Genomic DNA, 18,348 nt, shown 5'->3' with positions numbered 1-18,348 from the left:
TGGGGTAACTTCATTTTATGCTCAAAATCGCCGATGCTACATTCTGATGTATTTCACATATTCAGGAACAGACATAAGCTCTTTTTGGAGTCCTGCTTTTGTTTCTTCTGAAATGCTATTTTGTGTTGCCATTTCATAACCTGCTTGCTCAACAACTTTCAAATAATCATCAACAATACTTTTAATTTTTTCGTCCTTGCTTTTCAGTAACTTACCACAGTTTCGATAAATCTCCAAAACAGGATTACAAGACTTAAATACAACTTTCATCGTTTCAAAGTTGTTGTTCCCCGGAAAACCACAATTTGAAATAACCATAAACTGCTGTGTTTTGGGAGCAGAATCGACGAGGTCAAAATTGTCGTCTTTATTTACTATCAAAGGGCTTTTTAGAGGGGCAAGACGGTCAACAAAATTCTTTAAAGCTGCAGTCATGTTCCATGTGTAGACCGGAGAAGCAAAGCACACAACGTCGGCAGAGTTATACTTTTCAAGTAATCCCTGCATATCATCTTGTAAAACGCATTTCCCCGGTGTTTTAAACCAGCATGAAAAACAGCCTTTACAGTGCCCGATATTTTTCTCTATCAAAAATATATTTTCGGTTTCAGCACCTGCTCGCTTTGCTCCGCTTAAAAAAGTCTGTGCAATTACATTGGTGCTACTACTTGACGCAGCAGGACTTCCATTAAAAACAATATATTTCATACTTAAACTCCTTTATATTAATTGATAAAATAATCCGTGCCTAGTACAGTACCAAATAAGCATTCCATGACCTCTTTTTGGTATCCTAAGTTGCATATCCCATTCGGGATATTGCTTGATAATCTGAACACGGTCGCCGGTTGCAAATGTGACAAAGGATATATAGTGTTCTTTGTTCATTGGATGAGCCGCTGTGATATACCAGTCCTCTTCGATTACTTCGACAGAAAGCATCTCGTTTTCTTCAGCTTTCTGCATTTGATGCTGTTCAATTTTTCTGCCACAGCATGATACTTCTGCTTCACCTGTGCAAAGTGAAATATTATGACACACAGGGCAGACATAGTATTTTGTCTTTTTCATATTTCCTCCTACAAAGTCATTGGGGGCTAAATCGCCACTTAATAGTTTACCGATATCAACCTCAAGGAGGTCGGACAGTACCGAGAGCAGAGAAACATCGGGACAGCCTAAACCACGTTCCCATTTAGAAACGGTTTTATCGCTAATATTCATTTTATCCGTAAGCTGTTTTTGCGTCATTCCTCTTTCTGTACGTAATTTACGAATAATGTTGCCAACATTTATATTTTGCATTGTCTCTACCCCCCTGTATAAATTGTAATGATTGAATAGAGTTTTTCAATAAACGCTCCGTAGAGTTATTTGTTTTCGAGATGGATTGTCCAATAAAAAAGGCTTTAACACATAAATAGAACCGCCGACTTCTGCAAAAGTGGAGCGGCGCGCTGACGATTGCAGAAAACGAAGAGGCAGGGAGAGAACGGGTCAAGGTCGAACGCTTCTTTAACAAGCACCGCTAACCCGTCAATGGACTTACGCAAATCGGTCGCACCACAGGCAAGATAGACCCTGTCCACAGGAGCTTCGCCTAGCATAACGAGGACAGTATCCGAACGACATCGGAAAACAGTGTTTGATCAAACCCGGATTTTACTTCGATACTTACGGCTCCGCCTCGAACCAGCAAGGTATTTTCTACCGGATGAACAGGTTAACTTACGTCAAGAGGAAGCCATCGGGTCAACTCTACAGAGTGGGTCTTACCCTCAATCTTTTTGAGCCAGTACCATAATCTCTCGGGCTTAACATCATGTGCTGCACACCAGGCTTTGGCACTTAGACCACTGGCACGGTATTCTTCAAAACGGGCTCCCCAAACTTGACGCATTTCCGCCCTTGTCATGAAAAAATCCTCCTCATGTAATCGCTTTTGAGGAAGATTATCCTACATATCTAACAAAGCTTCTATGTGGGGAGAGTTTGACGCTTACACAGACACCATCTTTTAATTATGCTTAATTTGTTCCAGTATATTCCTAATCACCGAACTTCACAAAATTCATACAACTGGAATGCTTTTTGGTCCTAAAGATTTGTTTCCCTAGACTGCGAGAGTAGTCCGGGGTAACATTTACTTTTTGGGGTTGAGACCTACTTTTTTAGAAAGAACTTTGAGACTGTACTTCGGCTGGATAGAAAACACATAACTAGATGATGCATAAACCCAGCAATGACGCCACTATATGTTGTGGTTTTGACCGAAAGCGCTATGTTTCTCTATACTGCAGCAAGGGGTGTGGGGAAACATTTTCTTTTTAGCACATGTTTCTGTACAGAAAACACGTGGAGACCGTGGTTCGGCTCGAAAGAAAACACACCACTAAATATGGTATAAACCCAGTGATAGAAACACTATATATTGTGGTTGTGGCCAAAAATTGATGTGTTTCTCTATACTGCGAGAGTAGTGTGGGGAAACAATTATTTTAGATGAGGTTTCTGTACAGCTCTTGTTCCGCGAGTTCGGATTTACTTACCTTATTTTAAGGCATGGTAAATCCTTACAAGTACCTATTGGATCCTATTAGGCTTTAGATAGATTGATGGGTCAAAACCTGCCCACTGCACCATGTCCAAAGCCTGGCGATTCAAATTGCTCGGGAAATATCGTTGCCCTTGCACAACGACAACTTCTATTGTGGCTAGCACCTCCAGAATTGTTGCTATTGATGGAGTGTCAGTCTTCTTATTTCCCGGTAACTGGACAAATTCATTTCGTTCCTTAAGACTCTGTCGTACCCGATACTCAAGGTAAGATGCCAACATGAGCACCAAAATAAACACATATCCAAGCGCATGGATTCGTTTCTTGCTCTTTAGAAAAACCGGCCCTAGGTACACCGGACTTTTCAAAAACCGAAACTTCGTTTCGATCGAGATTTGACGCTTGTATTCAGCTAAAATGGCTGCCGGAGTATATTTCTGTTGATCCCGTATGGAGTAAATGAGCACGAAGGTTGATTCCAATTGGCGCAGCCGTTCAAAAAGATCAGGATTCAAGTCTCCTATTGTGCAGTTAACTCGGTAACTAACCGTCTCAATCGGTTGTTCACCTTTCTTCGGACGCCCCTTGCGTGCATAGGTTGTGACAGTCTGGCACTCCACTGTTCCAGAAAATGAGTAGCCTAGCTTAGCAACCTCTTTGGCAAAAGCTTGGAGAGCGCTGTGGGCATCCGGTTCACAGGCAAAAGCTGTGGAAGTTAGGTTTTTCGCCTTGCGTTCCAATTCTTCTTTCTGTTTGCTTATCCTCTTAATCAAGGTTTTCTCCTTGCTGGCTTCCAGCATGCTAGAGTGAACGACCAGGAAGTTGTATTCTCGATCATCCAGTTTTCTTTGTACCGGAAATACCCGATAGCGAGCTGCCTGGTTGGCATTACTACTCGCTAGCATCCCGATTTCCTGCCAATGGTCTTGGTCCCATGCCAACTGTTTTAATTCCCTGGCTAAGCTAAAGGTTTCGGGAAACCTAGAGATAAACTGCACCTCCTGTCCGGCTAAGCGCTTTAAGCCTCCGGTAGAAATCAGGGCACAATCAGCGATAAAGATGACGTCTTTGAATCCTTGCTTGGTGAAAAGCTCCTGTATCTTGAGAGCAGCATCCGGATTCCACTCTACGTCAGCTTTATTGCCGGCTAATAATTCACCCATTATGACTAATCCATGTTCCTGAACAGCGGCACCAAGTTTGAACTGTTTCAGATCGGGGCGCAGATCCTTACTAAACCCGTGATTAATCTCAAATTCATCATGGGCCTGACCGGTGTACGCCCCCTGGACGGACTTTGATGTCGTATCAAGATGAACAACATTTATGCCAAGGGAGTGTGCCTGGAGTAAGGATAGGGAAACTGTACTGACCAATTGTTCCATCGATACCTCGGCAAGCTTATCCAAGGCGTGGCCATAAGCATCATCATTAAGTTGTTCAACACTGAGTTCAACATCAGCGAATAAACTTGGCAAGTCTTGTTGGGCCCAGAATTGTTCGATCTTCCACAGGGGTTTGCGGCCACAAAGAATACAAATCACCAAGGTTTCAATGAGCAAACCGGGAGAAATCTTTGAATTAGCTTCTTTCCAGTGAACCATTTGGTTTACCGCCTGAGCGATTTTTGCCGTACGGCACAGGGCCGCAGCGACGGGAACACTTGATGCTCGTATGGTGCGGATATCAGCGAATGAATTCGTCATAATGTTACCTCCATGAAAATTTAGAGATAACATTCGACATGAAATAGTTAAAATCCTTTAAATGGAATAAAATAACTTTTCCCAAAATTTAACTTGCGGAATATGAGCTAAAGAAACGGATGGAATTGAAATCGTTTCAGTCTGTGAAATGGAGAGCTTTGATGAATGTTGGAGCGATTGGCTTACTTGCGATAACGAGTATGCTATTGGTGACCGAAAATCTATGAGTGCAGGAGCTGGTGAATACATGAACTTTGTAGCAATGATCGTACGCAGAAAATGAGTTGAAATAGGAGTATCACATAATAGCTATTCAATTTAAACAGTTACGGTGATTTGAATAAAATAATTCAGTATGTTGTATGTTCCCGTGGACGAGTGTTTCACGGGATTTTTTATTAGGGGAAGTCTGAGGAATCGTTAACTCGGGTTCGACAGTCAAACAGCATTTTAGGCACGTGGAAAAATTTGAGACCCAGTAGCCCCGCGGGTTTGAGGGTTTATCCACAAGTGGATAATTCCGAAATGTGTAGGCACACGAAGCTGTGGATAACTATAAATTTTGTTATAGGTTATCTTGATAATGGTAGGCATCTAATGTTAAAATATACTCATGTATATTCGTGTAACTTCTCGTAAAAACAAAGATAAAAGTACGGTTAAATATGTCCAGTTAGCTCATAATGTTCGAAATCCTAAATCTGGCTCACCGCAGGCAGAGGTGATCCATAATTTCGGGCGATTAGATCAACTGGATCTGGATGTTTTGAGACGACTCGCTCGGAGTATCCAGCGCTTCCTTGGGGAAGACCCTATACCGACACTATTTAGTGAAAGTACGCCGGAACTGAAATTCCTCTCCAGCCGCCCGATGGGTGGCGCCTACTTTCTTAATGGACTCTGGCATCGCATCGGAATCGATCAGGTCTTGAAGAAGCGCCTTAAGGATCGAGAATTCAGGACGGAAATTGAACGTGTCATCTTCGCGATGGTTGCTAATCGGGCTTTATCGCCTTCCAGTAAGCTCAAGCTTGAAGAGTGGATTCCTAAAAAAGTCATCATTCCGGGTCTTCAGCAACTCGATGTTCAGCACTGCTACCGAGCCATGGATTTTCTCCTTGAATCCGAAGAGGAGATTCAGCACGAAGTGTTTAATGCGGTGACCGATCTTTTTAACCTTGAGGTGGATCTTCTCTTTTTCGATACGACCTCAACTTATTTTGAAATGGATGAGTGGGATGAAGAAGAGTTTAAGCTTCCTGAGCATTCTAAGGATAGCCGACCGGACCTTCCTCAAATCGTCATCGGCTTAGCGGTCACTCGGGATGGCATTCCGATTCGCTGCTGGTCTTGGCCGGGAAACACTTCAGATATGACCGTCATTCCAGAGGTTAAGCGTGATCTTGTCGGTTGGAAACTCGGTCGAGTCATTACGGTAACGGATCGTGGATTCTCATCGGAGGAAAACCTAAGATTCCTGCAACAAGCCGGAGGGCACTATATTGCGGGTGAACGGCTATCAGCAGGCAAACCCGAAGTGGAAAAAGCCTTATCCCATCCAGGGCGCTTTAGAGCCATTCGCGATAATCTAGAAGTTAAAGAAGTCGTTGTTGGTAACGGCGAGGCCCGTATTCGCTACGTATTGGTTCGCAATCCCGCCGAAGCTAAGCGCGATGCGGCAACGCGCGATAAGCACTTAGAAAAGCTTAAAAATGAACTCGCAAAACTGAACGAACTCGATGGGAAAGCTCATACCAAAGCGCATTGCCGCCTTAATAGTCACATAATTTACAAGAAATATCTCAAGATGGATTCGAAGGGTAATCTGAAGATCAATACCCAAGCCGTAAAAGAGATGGAACGGCTGGACGGAAAATATTTGATTCGCACTTCGGATGACACGCTTTCTGTGGAGGACGTTGCTTTAGGTTTTAAGCAACTGTATGAAGTCGAACATGCCTTTCGAACGTTAAAAACCACTTTAGAACTTCGTCCCGTGTATCATCGCAAGGAAGAACGCATTCGCGCCCATGTCGTTCTATGTTGGTTGGCTCTTCTTCTCGTCCGACTGGCCGAAGTGAACACGCACCAAACGTGGGAAAACTTACGTTCGGAGCTGGAAGATTTGCACTTGATAGAATACGAATCGATTGACGGAAAAGTATGGCAGAGAACTGAATTAACCGAAGCGCAAAAGAGAATTCTTTTCTTGCTTGAAATCCCGGAACCCGCGAAAATATGGGATATTTCCATTCTGAAGGGTTCAAAATCGTAGATACACGACATGTTATCCACAATTGCATCTAGCCCTTGGCCCACCAGGTTTTGAGGCGATTTTTATGCCTACAGACTGTCGAACCCGAGGTGCGCCGTGTAAAGTTCTTGGTTAACCAGTAGGTTGAAACGTACCTACCACGTCAATTTCTCGTTCAACGTGAAGTCAGCGGGCAATCGGTAGGGGTGACCCGAAAGATAAGCTGCCCGAAAAGGCCGCAAGGTCGAGACAGGATGCGGGCCGTAGCGCAAGCGAACCCGAGGTGGCCCCGAAAAGACAGTTACCGTTAAGGCGACCATGCCTCGAGAATGGGAAGCCTGCCAATCTATCGTGAAGTAACGAGAATATGCAGCGATAGAAACGGTCGTGGTGATTAGGGATGGCACGTATCCAAGGTGACCAAGGGAACACGGGAGACCTTGCCGGACGGTAGTGGCGCTACCAAAGGTAGGATATAAGGCAAAGAAGCTGAAGTTTCTACCTGTCTGGTAAGGAGTCGGAGGTGCCCATACTATCGATGAGGGACGGGACAACACAACCCGCCGGAGAAAAGGGGCACTACTTCATCAACGTTTGCATGAAGGAGGATACCTGATTGCCTAGGCTAGCACAGGGATTTGAAAATGTCCGTACCTTTCAGCGCAAACTCTATGTTAAGGCCAAGCAGGAAAAGGAATTCAGGTTCTACAGCCTCTATGACAAGATTCATCGACTGGATGTACTACACTATGCCTGGACAAAGTGTAAAGCTAACAAGGGTGCACCGGGGGTCGACGGACGAACCTTCAAATCCATTGAGGAAAACGAGGGAGTAGAAAACTTCCTCAATTCTCTGGCGACCGAACTTGAGAACGGAACCTACAGGCCACAACCAGTCAGGAGGGTTTATATACCCAAGCCAGATGGTAGTCAAAGGCCTTTAGGTATTCCTTGTATCAAGGATCGGGTAGCACAGATGGCATGCCTCATTGTCATCGAGCCCATATTCGAGGCAGACTTTCTGGATTGCTCATTCGGATTTCGGCCCAAAAGAAGTGCGCACCAAGCCAGCCATCAACACCATTGTAAGCAATATTAAGCAAGGATTCACAGCGGTGTTCGATGCCGATCTTACAAAGTGCTTTGGTGCGCCGGGCTAAGCCGGCTGTTTCTAGTAGGTGAAATTCCTGCTCGGGAAAAGGGAAAGCCGCCCTACCCGAAATCGAGCCTTGGGCCTGTGAAGGTAACGACACGGGCTAAGCGTAGGCAGAGCGACGTTCAGGCCGTAACGCAAGTGAAGCAATTGAGCCTCGTGATACGACCGAGGGCCGACGGAGTCGAATTTCCGGAAGGCAATAGTAGATTTCCGCTAATGGCGAGGAAATCGGAGACCTCGGCGGGGTCTGAGAGCACGGCATGACGGAAATGGAAACAGCACGGAACCCGGGAGGCCCACCGCGGTCTTCGGAATAGGAGTACGCCGACTGAAAGGACCATCCACAGGAAGGCGGATGCTGCGGTGGGAGTCGGACCCGCTGGTAGTACTCGGAGTGTGGGAAAGCCACATACATGGGGAAGCGGCGGGGCAGAATGAGTTCCTGGCAAGGACACATACCCTACACACATAGAGGTAGATAAGTATGTCAACACAATTGGACAGGATAGCAATTAAGGCTCGCTTTGATGCGAAGGCCCGCTTCACCTCGCTCGCGTACATCATTACACCGGAATTCCTAATGGAGACATGGCGAATGATGAACCGAAAAGGGGCAAGTGGAGTCGATGGAGAGACAACGAGACAGTTTGAATCACAACTTGAGGAAAGAACACAGGATATATGGTCGAGAATGAAAGCCAACTGTTACAAAGCCCCGCCGGTGCGACGAGTGGAAATACCCAAGGGAAACGGCAAGACAAGACCGTTGGGGATACCTACAGTCGAGGATAGGCTGGTACAACGGGCAGTAGCAAGAATTCTCGAAGCCATATTCGAGCAGGACTTTCTTAATTTCTCCTATGGGTTTAGACCGGGTCGTAATCCTCACCAGGCCTTACAATCCCTGCGTAGCACAATTGTGACAAAGAAAGTGCGCCACATATTCGAAGCGGATATCCGGGGCTATTTTAATCACATTAACCACGAATGGCTGATGAAAATGCTAAAACAGCGCATAGCTGACCCGGTAATTCTGCGGCTAGTGGGGAAATGGCTAAAAGCAGGAGTAATGGAAAACGGCGTAGTTACGCGAAACGAGGAAGGAACTCCGCAAGGAGGCCCCATCAGTCCAATACTGGCTAACATTTATTTGCATTATGTTTTAGACTTGTGGTTCGAGAAAAGATGCAAGAAATGGTTCCAGGGGGAGGCGTATTTAGTACGTTTTGCAGATGACTATGTGGTGTGTTTTCAGTACAAGAGGGACGCTGAAAATTTCCAACACTATATCACAGACCGAATGAAGAAATTCAATCTGGAGTTAGCGGAGGAAAAGACTAGGCTTATCCTCTTTGGACGTTTCGCCCGAGAAACAAAATCCCAATATGGAGAGAAACCGGAAACGTTCGACTTCCTGGGATTCAAACATGTTTGTGGAGTAGGTACAAAAGGGGAATTCGCCCTCATCCGTATCCCGACTGTGAAGAGTTGCCGGAAGTTCCTAGACCGGGTTCACATGTGGCTCAAAGGCCACATGCACTGGAAAAGGCGCGATCAACAGAAACAGTTGACCAGCATGTTACAAGGCTTTTACCAATATTTCTCCCTCTACCACTGTAAACCTAAATTGGACTACGCAACGAGGTTGTCATGCAGTGGATACGGTCGCTTCGGCGTAGAAGCCAGAGACATCGATTATACTGGAGCTACTTAAATAGTCGGGAATGGTTCAAACTACCGTACGCCAAACTTATCCATCCAAACATCTAAGTAAGCAAGACTGCGAATTATTCTGGGGAGCCTGATGCGGGAAATCTGCACGTCGGGTTCTGATTGGGGCTGATAGCACAAGGCAACGAGGCTATCTTCTACCAACCATAACATTCCACATGCTCAAATTATGGAGGCCCTATCCAAACGCATTTCGGACAGGAAGGTACTGAAACTGGTCAAGGGCTGGCTAACGGTACCCGTGGTGGAACCAGGCGGACCGAAACAAGGAAACAAGAGCCGCATCGGGGTTCCCCAGGGCGGAGTAATATCGCCGCTACTTGCCAACATTGTATTACACCAACTTGATGCACAGTGGCACCGCCCCGCGGGTCCACGGGAGAAATATAATGCGAGGTTAGTCCGCTATGCCGATGACCTTGTCATTTTAGCTCGGTACATCGGTAACCCTATCCGGAGCGAAATTGACCGCATTATCGGTACTCTGGGGTTAACATTCAATGATAAGAAGACCAAGGTCCTCAACCTCAGAGGGGACGATTCCCTGGATTTCCTCGGCTACAACATTAGGTTGGGTCATGGTGATATCAATCGGCTCCATTTGAGGCCAAGCAAGAAGGCTGTCAAACGGTTGAAAGAGCGTGTTCGGGGAATCACCTCACGTAAGAGACTGTACTGTGGCATAGAGGGCATCATCAACGAGCTAAATCCTGTCTTAAGAGGATGGAAAGCATATTTCAGGCTTAGTAACGTAAGTCGGATATTTTGGAAGCTGGATTTCTTCATTACGGCTCGCTTCTACAGAACCGGGCGTAAAACGAGTCAAAGACTGAGTAAAGCGTTTAAGCCAGGCGTTTTTACAACTCTCGAGGAAAAGGGATTGTACAACTTAGTCAAAGGTTGACCTGTGAATGCCTAACATGAATGGTGTCGGAGAGCCGTATGCCTTAATAGGGCACGTACGGTTCGACGAGGAGCTTCTGGCAATTGGCCAAGGTTGGATTAGTGAGGCACTCTAGAGGAAACGAGGAGAAACAGACAGGTCTTGACCTAAAGTTAGTTGCCAGGGTTTACTCTACTTAGAATCTCTCGATAATTGGTCATTTGATGACCTCCTAAGAATGTATTTACACTCATATTCTGAGTGCATAGCTACATTCTAATAGGAAGTTTCATCTGGTGGCTCTCTTATCGGAAGGGTGGCTCTGAAAATCCGGAACTGTGGCTCTCACAGTCCGGAATAGTGGCTCATTTTGTTCCGGATTATTCATAAGAGTTCCAACCAGAAACTCAAGCTTCTATATCTAATGAAAATGCTGCTTGAAAAGACAGATGAAGAAAATACAGTGACACTCAACGATATGATAGCAGAACTTGAACGCTACGGCATTACTGCTGAGCGAAAATCAATTTATGACGATATAAAGCTCTGCGTCATTACGGAATTGATATTGCTACTCGAAAAAGCAAAACTACGGATTATTTTGTAGCAAGCCGTGTCTTTGAATTACCGGAACTGAAGCTTTTAGTTGATGCTGTCCAATGTTCAAAATTTGTTACATATAAAAAGAGTAATGAACTTATAAAAAAAATAGAGAGCCTGGCAAGTTCCCGTCAGGCCATGTCGCTTCACCGCCAAGTATATGTGGCCATCAATGTCGGGATTGCTGGCATACTGCTGCTTTTTTCTTTCGTGGTGCTTCTCCAGCGCAGACGCCGGTCCGCCTCTTCTTTTTTCAAAACGCAAAATCGCATAGGGCATAATTCAAACATCTCCTTTCTGCCGTGAGTACGGCGGCAATCGTCAGCTTCACATCCCGCCCCGCCATGCTGAAACCGCAGCCGCTCCCCATCATGCCAAGCAACTTGCCGGCTGCGTTTTCCCGCCCGCCAAAATGCCCGGCCCCACATGGCGGGCCGGGCATTTTATCGTGCGGTTGTCGGGGCGGTATAACGCACTAGACCTTGCGCCCCGGTGGGGCTGCAAGGTCGTGCGGCCAGGGACACCCCGGCTCCCCGTTTCGGCGGCTTCGCTTTGGCAGTAAAAAGGCACTGCCCGCGCCTTTTTACTGCCTTCGCTTCGCCGCAGTTTGCCGCTTATGCCTTATAGTGATGTACCCTTGCGGCAAAAACCAGGAGCAGTGCAGCATGGTACCCTCCATAAACGCACAGGTTTGTTCTGTTAATCCCGTCATGGTCACCTCCATTTGCGCATGAAAAAACCGCCCCGAAGGGCGGCCTGATTCAAGAATCACATTATTATATATAATTTGGTGTAAAAAATCAACATTTTTATATCTGGAGAGCTTTTTGCTTTGTGGTCATTTTTATTTTGTGGCTGTGGAACTGGAACACTCTTACACGGGTTAAATGCGTTATTTTAAATCAATGAAACAGCTTTCATGGCATTAAACATTTTACCATTCCCAAAAAAAGGCATACCAGTCCTGTTTTATTCACAATTTAGGCCTGTGGATACTTTTTTCGAAATAGTTGTCCACATGTGGATATTGTTTAAACTGCCCTCACTAGACTTCTCATTTTGTCTGCCTGTTTTTCTTTCACTCGTCCCAGAGCCATCGCTAACATGACGCATAGCGCCAACCCACACCGGACTTTCATTTTCGCCATGCCCCGGATCGTATGAAGTTCAAAACCAAGCGATACGTCGAAACGACTGTTAACTCGCTCAACGCTGGTTCGTTTATCGTATTCTTTTTCCCACTTGTAACTCGCCCGATCAATTGGCGTAAAGATTCTGCGATCTTCCGAAAGTGATATACGTATCCCTTGGGTAACAGGGCATTGAGCTTGTCCTTTGCATTCGATTCCGTAATACTCGGCCGGACAGAGCTTCTTTAAGGTATTCCGGTCTTTTTCAAAGCCACCGCTGGGCATCTCCCGCCGAGTATTTGTTTTAGGGCAATAGCAGTACACATTGCCTTTGCCAAACCATTTGACGATCTTTTCCCATAGCTTGCCTTCTTTGGTTTTACCTTTGTATTCTTTTCTTCCATAATCAGCGTCATTATCCCGTCTGCCGTCCGGTGTTTGATTTTTATTTTGCTGCTTGGCGAATGACGAAATAGCTTTACTGTCCATGGATAGATGCTTACCGAAATCAGGCAAAAGCTCTCGCAATTGCTCAACGAGTTGGAAAAAGATTTTATCAACCTCTTCCGCATGTTCGATAAGAACCTTTAAAAACGTGTATAAACCCATGCTGGAGGGACTTCCTTTCCCTTAAATCCGCACATAGCACGGAGTTGGCCGTTGCGACCCAGTTCCCGCCGTAGTTTCTCGACGTTATCGTGTTGAAACACAATGCCAGCGAGTACTGAATTCCACATCGACCGCACCGGATAATCATCTCGGCCCTTTCCTCGTTTTTCTTCCAACAGCCGCATTAGGTTTTCATCCGGCATGTACTCTATTACAAGGCGTAACCGCTCCAAGTCGCCCAGTTCTTCGATTTCATTCCAACTAAATAGCTTAAGTTGTGGTATAATGGCCATGCAGGTATCCCCCTGTTTTGGTTAATGGTTTGTTTAGTCACTTACTATTTTACCATTTTGGGAGATTACCTGCCTTATTCTTTTATGAAACATGGCATTAGATCTGGGAAAACGCCACCCTTCATGGCTTGTTTCTTGGGGTAAAATATATTTTTAAGTTCCTCTCAGCCCTTGTCCCACATGACTTCTAGAACATCGCAATTAGCTCATCTGAACATTCTACACTAAAACACCGACGTTTTTTTAATTTCTTCGGTACTTTAGTGCAATCAAAGAGCATGAACTTATACAATACTGTCCAGAATTTCTGAAATGGTCCGGCAGATATCCTCATAGGAAATGTCGTCGGCGTAAGAAAACTCACGCTGATAACGCCGCCAGAAATCCATAAGCCGGGAGCTGTTTTTGATTTGCTCCATGATGGTTTTGTGCCGGGACAGCATGTCCATACTGCCTCGCTTCACTGCAGTCTGCTCATTGTCGCCCGAGTATCAAGTCCAACGATAGCGGCAATCAGAAATCCGCCTTTCAGAACGAAGTTATTTTTATATCTGGACAGAGAAATCCGTTCAAGTAGCCGCTCCATCATATAGTTCTGCATGACGATTTGAGCCGATATATTCTTTTCCGCAGCCTGCTTTTTAATTAGCGCTTTCAACTGCATCGGATTATTTGTAATCACAGTAGCACCTCCATATAAGTCAAAATCCTTGCCTTGACCCGCAGCTGCTCGGCATATCCGACTAGCTTGGATATGTCTTTGTTTTTCGAAGCGGCATAGGCTTTCATGGCCTGGCTGACGACTTGGATGTCGGATTTGTTTTTTACAATATCGCAAAGGGTACGCTCGATGTCGTATACTTTCAGAGTGTGGCCAGCAGGAGAAACTATATCTGTAAGTCCTAATCCATAATGCTTTGACAAAACTTGCTTGGCCGTGATATTTTGCTTTTTGGCATTACTCGTATTATATCCATGCGGGAATGTCATGGTATAGCGATGAGGAGTACGGTCTGTCATGCCGTGCAGATATAACGCTGTCTCATGTGAATAAATACCTTTTGAGAAGCGATACTGGAGAATAAATAACTCATCCTCCCAAACCTCCGGCAGAGCATAAATACCCCGGTCAACTCTTACGACAACTCCGGCATCCGTCATCTCAGATAGGCATCGCCTTGGGATTCCGGCGTCAGTAATCTGTTCCGATGTAATAAAGCCGTTGTTTTCTGCCAGCATTTGATTTATGATTTGTCCATTGTCCATCATGACATCACCCCCTTAAAATTATTGTACATTCATGCTTCAAATTATACATTATTGAAGCATGAATGTACAGAAAAATTTTTCGATAATAACACCGATTTAATACACGGTTAACGCACGCGTGCATTAAAACGTGCGTTGACCGTGCGTTAAATTCAACTATTAAACACTGTTGAATACCGTAAAATGCTCACACCCCGCTCACACTTATCCAAAAAACCTGCATCCTGTTAGCATTTTCCCCGAAGCCCCAACCGCCTGCGCCACAACCCTCAATCCCGCATGAATACAGCATTTTTACCGTTCCGAAACGCACCGAAAAAACCTCAAAAAACACCCATGAACACTCAATTTCAACGACTCGAAATCGAGTAGAGCTGTGAGGCTCTCGTGGGTTCGAATCCCACTCTCTCCGCCATTCATTAAAATTTAGCGATCAATCTGAAACTGATATGTTAACGTTTCATATATCGATTAATTCTATTATATTTTATAGGTATACATAGAAATCAAGGGGTTTCGCGCTTTGCCGCGAAACCCCTTTTACTATTATTGGATATGCGGTTGGCGGAGCCGACGGGTGGGCCGACGGGTGTCACCATAACAGAAAACAATTTTACTATTGTGAACATTAATTGATAGTTCAAGGGAAGCTTCCGATTCCAAGCAAATCGAACTTATCAACAACGAAAGTGCCATAACATATAACTTTATTCAACCCAATCATCTAGGGATTTTCAATGAAATATTGAGTACTTCAGAAATAAATAGGCAAACTCCTGTTGATGATAGCTATTTCATTCGAGAAAATGATATTTTACTTAAACGACTTAATCCAGACATAGTAACGCTCGTAAGCGAGGATATTTCAAATACAACCTTTTCTAGTAATCTCTTTGTTGTTCGTGTGTTTAAAAACTATTACCCGGCCTATATAGCCTGCCTGCTCGAAACCCAAGGTATGGCTTGGCTAAATAGCAATATTGTCGGCTCGGTTACAGCTATTAAGTCCATCTCGACCAAAGCACTGGCTGTATTGGATATACCAGCCATAGAATATGAAAAACAAAAAGCAATTGGCGAGATGTGGCTATTATACAAAAAACGTAAAAAACTTTTGGGTGATTTGATGGCAGAAGATCAACGGCTGATGGCAGCAATAATAAATAGCATTACCTCAAGCGAGGAGGAAGAATGATGGCTACTACAAGAAAAGACATCGAGGCTGCGCTTTGGCGAGGGGCCAATACATTTAGAGGAGCCATTGATGCAGCCAACTACAAAGACTACATCCTGCCAATGCTTTTTGTAAAGTATCTCAGTGACACATATTTGGAAAGAATTAAAGAATTGAAGAAAAAATATGATGATCCTGTAAGGCTGCAAAGAGCGATAAACAGACTTCCGTTTGTTATTAAGGAAGAGCACAGCTTCTCTTGGCTTTATGAAAGCAGATATAACGAAAATTTGGGGGAACTCATCAATGTGGCTTTGCGCGGAATAGAAGATGATAATCCTTCACTATTTGCAGGGATATTTAGGAACATAGACTTTAATAGTGAAGCCATGCTGGGCAACCATAAACAAAGAAATACTCGCTTAAGGGAACTACTTGAAGATTTTGAGTCTCTTGATTTGCGTCCTTCTTCCATCCTGCCGGAGGATGGTAAAGTGGCTGCTGAAACCGTTGGCGATGCCTACGAATATATGATTGGTGAGTTTGCCGGTCAGGCCGGTAAAAAAGCCGGGTCTTTCTTTACACCGGCTGAAGTTTCGGAACTAATGGCACGTATTGTCGACCCTAAAATTAGTGATACCATGTACGATCCTACATGTGGCTCCGGTTCCCTGCTCATTAAAACCGGAAAGACAGCACAAAGCACATTAATGATATTGTCAAAGCTTATGAAAACCGTATGGATATTGAAAAGTTTGCCCATGTGGCTAGCCTTGACGAGTTAAAAGGCAACGAGTATAACCTGAACATTCCTCGTTATGTTGATACCTTTGAAGAGGAAGCCTTGATAGATATTGAGGAGGTAAAAAACAATATCGCAAACATCCAAAAAGAGCTTGCCGAAGTCGAAACGCAAATGGCCAAGTATCTGAAGGAGTTGGGATTATGAGAAATATTCAACAATATATTGAACTTTCTCGCTATGCCTGCTATTTAATCGTGCAAAATGCAGACCCGAGAAAGAGAATTGTAGCGCTTGTTAGCTCAAATATCGTTATTACTTCCTCCTCACCCCGAACAAACCGCTATTGGGACATGCTATCCACAGCAGATCGAGAAATTGACCTGCATATAAAGCAGCTTGATCAACTGAAAAAACAGAAAAAGGTACTGATGCAACTGCTGCTGACAGGTATTGTGAGAGTCAATGCCCAGGAGGTGCCCTGATGCCCAACCATACCATATTTAACGAACGCCCTGAGAGTCAGGATCGGGTGATCAAAGTATTAGAGAGATTAGGCTATCAATATATACCACGTTCGCATGCAGAAAACTTGCGTGGTCGACTTTCAAATGTTCTGTTTCCTGAGGTTTTGCGTGAGTTTTTGCATCGCCAGTCCTTTGTTTATAGAGGCAAGCAAACGCCATTTTCCGACCGTTCTATCGGCAAGGCGATTACCGATATTGACGTGCCACTTGTTTCTGGTCTGATGTCGGCCAGCAAAATCATCTATGATATGCTCCTTTCCGGCAACAGCTATGAAGAGGAGTTGTATGACGGCGGTCGCCAGTCTTTTGATTTAAAGTTTATTGATTGGGAGTATCCGGAGAACAATATCTGGCAGGTGTCAGATGAATTCTCGGTGGAACGGCCAAACGGCAAGTATGCACGACCGGACATTGTGCTGCTCATCAACGGTATTCCCCTAGTGGTAATCGAGTGCAAAAAATCAAGCATCGATGTGGAAGAAGGTGTAGCCCAAAATATACGCAACTGGCAACCCAACTACATCCCCCAGCTATTTAAATTCGCTCAAATTGTGATGGCCATGAACCCAAACACTGTTAAATTTGGTACGTGTGGTACTCTTTCTGAGTATTTTAATATATGGCGGGAAAAAGACTATCAAGGCAAAGCGCTTTGACCGACGATGATTTGAGGAAGTTGTTTTATGAAAGGCTATCAATATTTTCTCGCCTATTAGATTTAGCTATGGGAAGCTATGCCTTGTATAGTGCCATCGGCTATGACCAGATGCAAAAATATAAGCAAGATTTACTTCATTTTCAAAAACTTCGTGGGGCAATTTTGCTTCGTTACAATGAAAAAGTGGATTTTAGTCAATATGAAGACGGCATTCGAAGCCTGTTGAATAACTTTGTACTTTCTGAACCAAGCCAAATTATTGTTGAACCTGTTTCGATCCACGATACCGAAGGGATGAAAGAGCAGCTTGAAAAACTGGACAGCAAAGTCGCCAAAGGTGACGCCATTCGAACCCGGATGGTTGGAGAGCTGGAAACAAGCCGCTATGATGATCCTTTACTATACAAGAAGTTTTCTGAGCAGGTCAGAGAAACTCTTGCTGAGTATAAGGCGTCAAGAAATGATGATTCTTATCTCTTTCAAATGGAGAAAGTGGCGGATGATTTCAAAAGAGGTTATACTGGTCATCAGTACCCTGCCTGCATAGATAATGACAGTGATGCGAAAGCTTTTTATGGATCGATTCAGAATATCATTACCGAGGCGATTAAAGACGTGTCGCCAGAAACAGATGAAGCAATGGGACAATTAGCTAGTGCTGTCAAAAAGGCTATATCCAGTCGTGCCAAGGTGGACTGGCGTTTTAATGTGGCAGTGCATAGAGATATGGAGCAAGCGCTTGACGACCTGATCTGGGATTTTAGCGAAGAATTCGAAATAAAACTGCCTGTTGAAAAAATCGATCTGATGCTGGAAGGGCTTATGAAAACAGCAGTAAGCAGATATTAGGCTATGGATATAAAGATTTTTATGAATTTCTGACAGTGCATATGCCGGATTGGAAAGAGCGTAAAAGAATACTTGACTACGAGATTGTAAAAGGGCTTAGGTATTGAAGATAAAGTCGCCAAACAGCCACCTTAAAGCAAAAAAGTGTCGCAAACAACTGCAAAAGATTGTAATGTGAAGTGCCTATGTTAGCTACAAAACAGATAACAG

At 44.5% G+C, this 18,348-nt stretch carries 20 protein-coding genes and 2 pseudogenes; 10 read left to right on the top strand and 12 right to left on the bottom strand.

Annotation, left to right across the window (positions count from 1 at the left end):
• Window positions 1-36: 36 nt before the first annotated feature.
• The 5 genes from ACYQ2N_RS10865 to ACYQ2N_RS10845 form a co-directional block, all read right to left on the bottom strand.
• Complete coding sequence (locus ACYQ2N_RS10865; RefSeq protein ID WP_459999254.1) at window positions 37-708, bottom strand: flavodoxin family protein; 672 nt, start codon at window positions 706-708, stop codon at window positions 37-39.
• 12 nt (window positions 709-720) lie between these two features.
• A complete protein-coding gene (locus tag ACYQ2N_RS10860) occupies window positions 721-1,305 on the bottom strand; it encodes a helix-turn-helix domain-containing protein (RefSeq protein WP_459999253.1) in 585 nt (194 codons plus the stop codon).
• 104 nt (window positions 1,306-1,409) lie between these two features.
• Window positions 1,410-1,607 carry an IS66 family insertion sequence element accessory protein TnpB gene (tnpB, locus tag ACYQ2N_RS10855; RefSeq protein ID WP_459999252.1) on the bottom strand — a complete coding sequence of 66 codons (198 nt, stop codon included), beginning with the start codon at window positions 1,605-1,607 and terminating at the stop codon, window positions 1,410-1,412.
• A 116-nt stretch (window positions 1,608-1,723) separates the two neighbouring features.
• Window positions 1,724-1,915 carry an IS66 family insertion sequence element accessory protein TnpA gene (tnpA, locus tag ACYQ2N_RS10850; RefSeq protein ID WP_459999251.1) on the bottom strand — a complete coding sequence of 64 codons (192 nt, stop codon included), beginning with the start codon at window positions 1,913-1,915 and terminating at the stop codon, window positions 1,724-1,726.
• 668 nt (window positions 1,916-2,583) lie between these two features.
• Window positions 2,584-4,263, bottom strand: a complete 1,680-nt coding sequence (locus ACYQ2N_RS10845; protein ID WP_459999250.1) for an IS1634 family transposase — start codon at window positions 4,261-4,263, stop codon at window positions 2,584-2,586.
• A 613-nt stretch (window positions 4,264-4,876) separates the two neighbouring features.
• On the opposite strand from ACYQ2N_RS10845, the gene ACYQ2N_RS10840 reads away from it, so the two are divergent.
• The 4 genes from ACYQ2N_RS10840 to ACYQ2N_RS10825 all read left to right on the top strand — a co-directional run bounded on the left by ACYQ2N_RS10840 (window position 4,877) and on the right by ACYQ2N_RS10825 (window position 10,308).
• On the top strand, window positions 4,877-6,538 hold the full coding sequence (locus tag ACYQ2N_RS10840) for an IS1634 family transposase (protein WP_459999249.1): 1,662 nt from the start codon (window positions 4,877-4,879) through the stop codon (window positions 6,536-6,538).
• Between the two features lie 595 nt (window positions 6,539-7,133).
• Window positions 7,134-7,616: a hypothetical protein gene (locus ACYQ2N_RS10835; RefSeq protein WP_459999248.1), complete on the top strand. Its 483-nt coding sequence runs from the start codon at window positions 7,134-7,136 to the stop codon at window positions 7,614-7,616.
• 541 nt (window positions 7,617-8,157) lie between these two features.
• On the top strand, window positions 8,158-9,387 hold the full coding sequence (ltrA, locus tag ACYQ2N_RS10830) for a group II intron reverse transcriptase/maturase (RefSeq protein ID WP_459999247.1): 1,230 nt from the start codon (window positions 8,158-8,160) through the stop codon (window positions 9,385-9,387).
• Window positions 9,388-9,555: 168 nt separating this feature from the next.
• Entirely contained in the window at window positions 9,556-10,308 is a 753-nt protein-coding gene (locus tag ACYQ2N_RS10825) for a group II intron maturase-specific domain-containing protein (RefSeq protein ID WP_460000517.1), read from the top strand.
• 747 nt (window positions 10,309-11,055) lie between these two features.
• On the opposite strand, the pseudogene ACYQ2N_RS10820 reads toward ACYQ2N_RS10825, so the two are convergent.
• The 7 genes and pseudogenes from ACYQ2N_RS10820 to ACYQ2N_RS10790 form a co-directional block, all read right to left on the bottom strand.
• A pseudogene (locus ACYQ2N_RS10820) lies at window positions 11,056-11,166 on the bottom strand (MobV family relaxase); the annotation flags it as partial.
• Window positions 11,141-11,329 (bottom strand): hypothetical protein, encoded by a 189-nt coding sequence (locus ACYQ2N_RS10815; protein WP_459999246.1) that lies wholly within the window; start codon window positions 11,327-11,329, stop codon window positions 11,141-11,143. The gene ACYQ2N_RS10815 and the pseudogene ACYQ2N_RS10820, both read right to left, overlap by 26 nt.
• Window positions 11,330-11,918: 589 nt before the next feature.
• Window positions 11,919-12,626, bottom strand: coding sequence for a hypothetical protein (locus ACYQ2N_RS10810; protein ID WP_459999245.1), 708 nt, complete (start codon window positions 12,624-12,626; stop codon window positions 11,919-11,921).
• Window positions 12,605-12,919 (bottom strand): transposase, encoded by a 315-nt coding sequence (locus tag ACYQ2N_RS10805; RefSeq protein ID WP_459999244.1) that lies wholly within the window; start codon window positions 12,917-12,919, stop codon window positions 12,605-12,607. Before ACYQ2N_RS10805 ends, ACYQ2N_RS10810 begins: the two co-directional genes overlap by 22 nt.
• 284 nt (window positions 12,920-13,203) lie before the next feature.
• The gene (locus ACYQ2N_RS10800) at window positions 13,204-13,383 is read right to left on the bottom strand and encodes a hypothetical protein (protein ID WP_459999243.1); all 180 of its coding nucleotides are present in this window, start codon (window positions 13,381-13,383) and stop codon (window positions 13,204-13,206) included.
• A gap of 11 nt (window positions 13,384-13,394) precedes the next feature.
• Window positions 13,395-13,583 (bottom strand): annotated as a pseudogene (locus tag ACYQ2N_RS10795) (nucleotidyl transferase AbiEii/AbiGii toxin family protein); the annotation flags it as partial.
• 14 nt (window positions 13,584-13,597) lie between these two features.
• Window positions 13,598-14,188 (bottom strand): type IV toxin-antitoxin system AbiEi family antitoxin domain-containing protein, encoded by a 591-nt coding sequence (locus ACYQ2N_RS10790; protein WP_459999242.1) that lies wholly within the window; start codon window positions 14,186-14,188, stop codon window positions 13,598-13,600.
• A gap of 745 nt (window positions 14,189-14,933) precedes the next feature.
• On the opposite strand from ACYQ2N_RS10790, the gene ACYQ2N_RS10785 reads away from it, so the two are divergent.
• Genes ACYQ2N_RS10785 through ACYQ2N_RS10760 form a run of 6 tightly spaced genes read left to right on the top strand, consistent with a single transcriptional unit; the run spans window position 14,934 to window position 18,138 of the window.
• The gene (locus ACYQ2N_RS10785; protein WP_459999241.1) at window positions 14,934-15,383 is read left to right on the top strand and encodes a restriction endonuclease subunit S domain-containing protein; all 450 of its coding nucleotides are present in this window, start codon (window positions 14,934-14,936) and stop codon (window positions 15,381-15,383) included.
• Window positions 15,383-16,147 carry a type I restriction-modification system subunit M N-terminal domain-containing protein gene (locus ACYQ2N_RS10780; protein ID WP_459999240.1) on the top strand — a complete coding sequence of 255 codons (765 nt, stop codon included), beginning with the start codon at window positions 15,383-15,385 and terminating at the stop codon, window positions 16,145-16,147. Before ACYQ2N_RS10785 ends, ACYQ2N_RS10780 begins: the two co-directional genes overlap by 1 nt.
• On the top strand, window positions 16,102-16,311 hold the full coding sequence (locus ACYQ2N_RS10775) for an N-6 DNA methylase (protein WP_459999239.1): 210 nt from the start codon (window positions 16,102-16,104) through the stop codon (window positions 16,309-16,311). The genes ACYQ2N_RS10780 and ACYQ2N_RS10775 overlap by 46 nt, the downstream gene beginning before the upstream one ends.
• Window positions 16,308-16,589: a hypothetical protein gene (locus tag ACYQ2N_RS10770; protein WP_459999238.1), complete on the top strand. Its 282-nt coding sequence runs from the start codon at window positions 16,308-16,310 to the stop codon at window positions 16,587-16,589. Before ACYQ2N_RS10775 ends, ACYQ2N_RS10770 begins: the two co-directional genes overlap by 4 nt.
• On the top strand, window positions 16,589-17,287 hold the full coding sequence (locus tag ACYQ2N_RS10765) for a type I restriction endonuclease (RefSeq protein ID WP_459999237.1): 699 nt from the start codon (window positions 16,589-16,591) through the stop codon (window positions 17,285-17,287). Before ACYQ2N_RS10770 ends, ACYQ2N_RS10765 begins: the two co-directional genes overlap by 1 nt.
• Complete coding sequence (locus ACYQ2N_RS10760; RefSeq protein WP_459999236.1) at window positions 17,251-18,138, top strand: type I restriction enzyme endonuclease domain-containing protein; 888 nt, start codon at window positions 17,251-17,253, stop codon at window positions 18,136-18,138. Before ACYQ2N_RS10765 ends, ACYQ2N_RS10760 begins: the two co-directional genes overlap by 37 nt.
• The last annotated feature ends 210 nt before the right edge of the window (window positions 18,139-18,348 follow it).

Source organism: Paradesulfitobacterium aromaticivorans, from assembly GCF_054657415.1.
Note: the sequence above shows the minus strand (reverse complement) of the source record. Positions and strands in the feature narration are given on the sequence as shown.

What these genes read in the sequence shown, in the direction of transcription:
- ACYQ2N_RS10860 (WP_459999253.1), bottom strand. Translation starts at nt 1,305, where the DNA reads ATGCAAAATATAAATGTTGGCAACATTATTCGTAAATTACGTACAGAA.
- ACYQ2N_RS10840 (WP_459999249.1), top strand. Translation starts at nt 4,877, where the DNA reads ATGTATATTCGTGTAACTTCTCGTAAAAACAAAGATAAAAGTACGGTT.
- ACYQ2N_RS10765 (WP_459999237.1), top strand. Translation starts at nt 16,589, where the DNA reads ATGCCCAACCATACCATATTTAACGAACGCCCTGAGAGTCAGGATCGG.
- tnpA (WP_459999251.1), bottom strand. Translation starts at nt 1,915, where the DNA reads ATGACAAGGGCGGAAATGCGTCAAGTTTGGGGAGCCCGTTTTGAAGAA.
- ACYQ2N_RS10810 (WP_459999245.1), bottom strand. Translation starts at nt 12,626, where the DNA reads ATGGGTTTATACACGTTTTTAAAGGTTCTTATCGAACATGCGGAAGAG.
- ACYQ2N_RS10775 (WP_459999239.1), top strand. Translation starts at nt 16,102, where the DNA reads ATGGATATTGAAAAGTTTGCCCATGTGGCTAGCCTTGACGAGTTAAAA.
- tnpB (WP_459999252.1), bottom strand. Translation starts at nt 1,607, where the DNA reads ATGCTAGGCGAAGCTCCTGTGGACAGGGTCTATCTTGCCTGTGGTGCG.
- ACYQ2N_RS10780 (WP_459999240.1), top strand. Translation starts at nt 15,383, where the DNA reads ATGGCTACTACAAGAAAAGACATCGAGGCTGCGCTTTGGCGAGGGGCC.
- ltrA (WP_459999247.1), top strand. Translation starts at nt 8,158, where the DNA reads ATGTCAACACAATTGGACAGGATAGCAATTAAGGCTCGCTTTGATGCG.
- ACYQ2N_RS10845 (WP_459999250.1), bottom strand. Translation starts at nt 4,263, where the DNA reads ATGACGAATTCATTCGCTGATATCCGCACCATACGAGCATCAAGTGTT.
- ACYQ2N_RS10770 (WP_459999238.1), top strand. Translation starts at nt 16,308, where the DNA reads ATGAGAAATATTCAACAATATATTGAACTTTCTCGCTATGCCTGCTAT.
- ACYQ2N_RS10790 (WP_459999242.1), bottom strand. Translation starts at nt 14,188, where the DNA reads ATGATGGACAATGGACAAATCATAAATCAAATGCTGGCAGAAAACAAC.
- ACYQ2N_RS10805 (WP_459999244.1), bottom strand. Translation starts at nt 12,919, where the DNA reads ATGGCCATTATACCACAACTTAAGCTATTTAGTTGGAATGAAATCGAA.
- ACYQ2N_RS10865 (WP_459999254.1), bottom strand. Translation starts at nt 708, where the DNA reads ATGAAATATATTGTTTTTAATGGAAGTCCTGCTGCGTCAAGTAGTAGC.
- ACYQ2N_RS10760 (WP_459999236.1), top strand. Translation starts at nt 17,251, where the DNA reads ATGGCGGGAAAAAGACTATCAAGGCAAAGCGCTTTGACCGACGATGAT.
- ACYQ2N_RS10815 (WP_459999246.1), bottom strand. Translation starts at nt 11,329, where the DNA reads ATGCCCGGCCCGCCATGTGGGGCCGGGCATTTTGGCGGGCGGGAAAAC.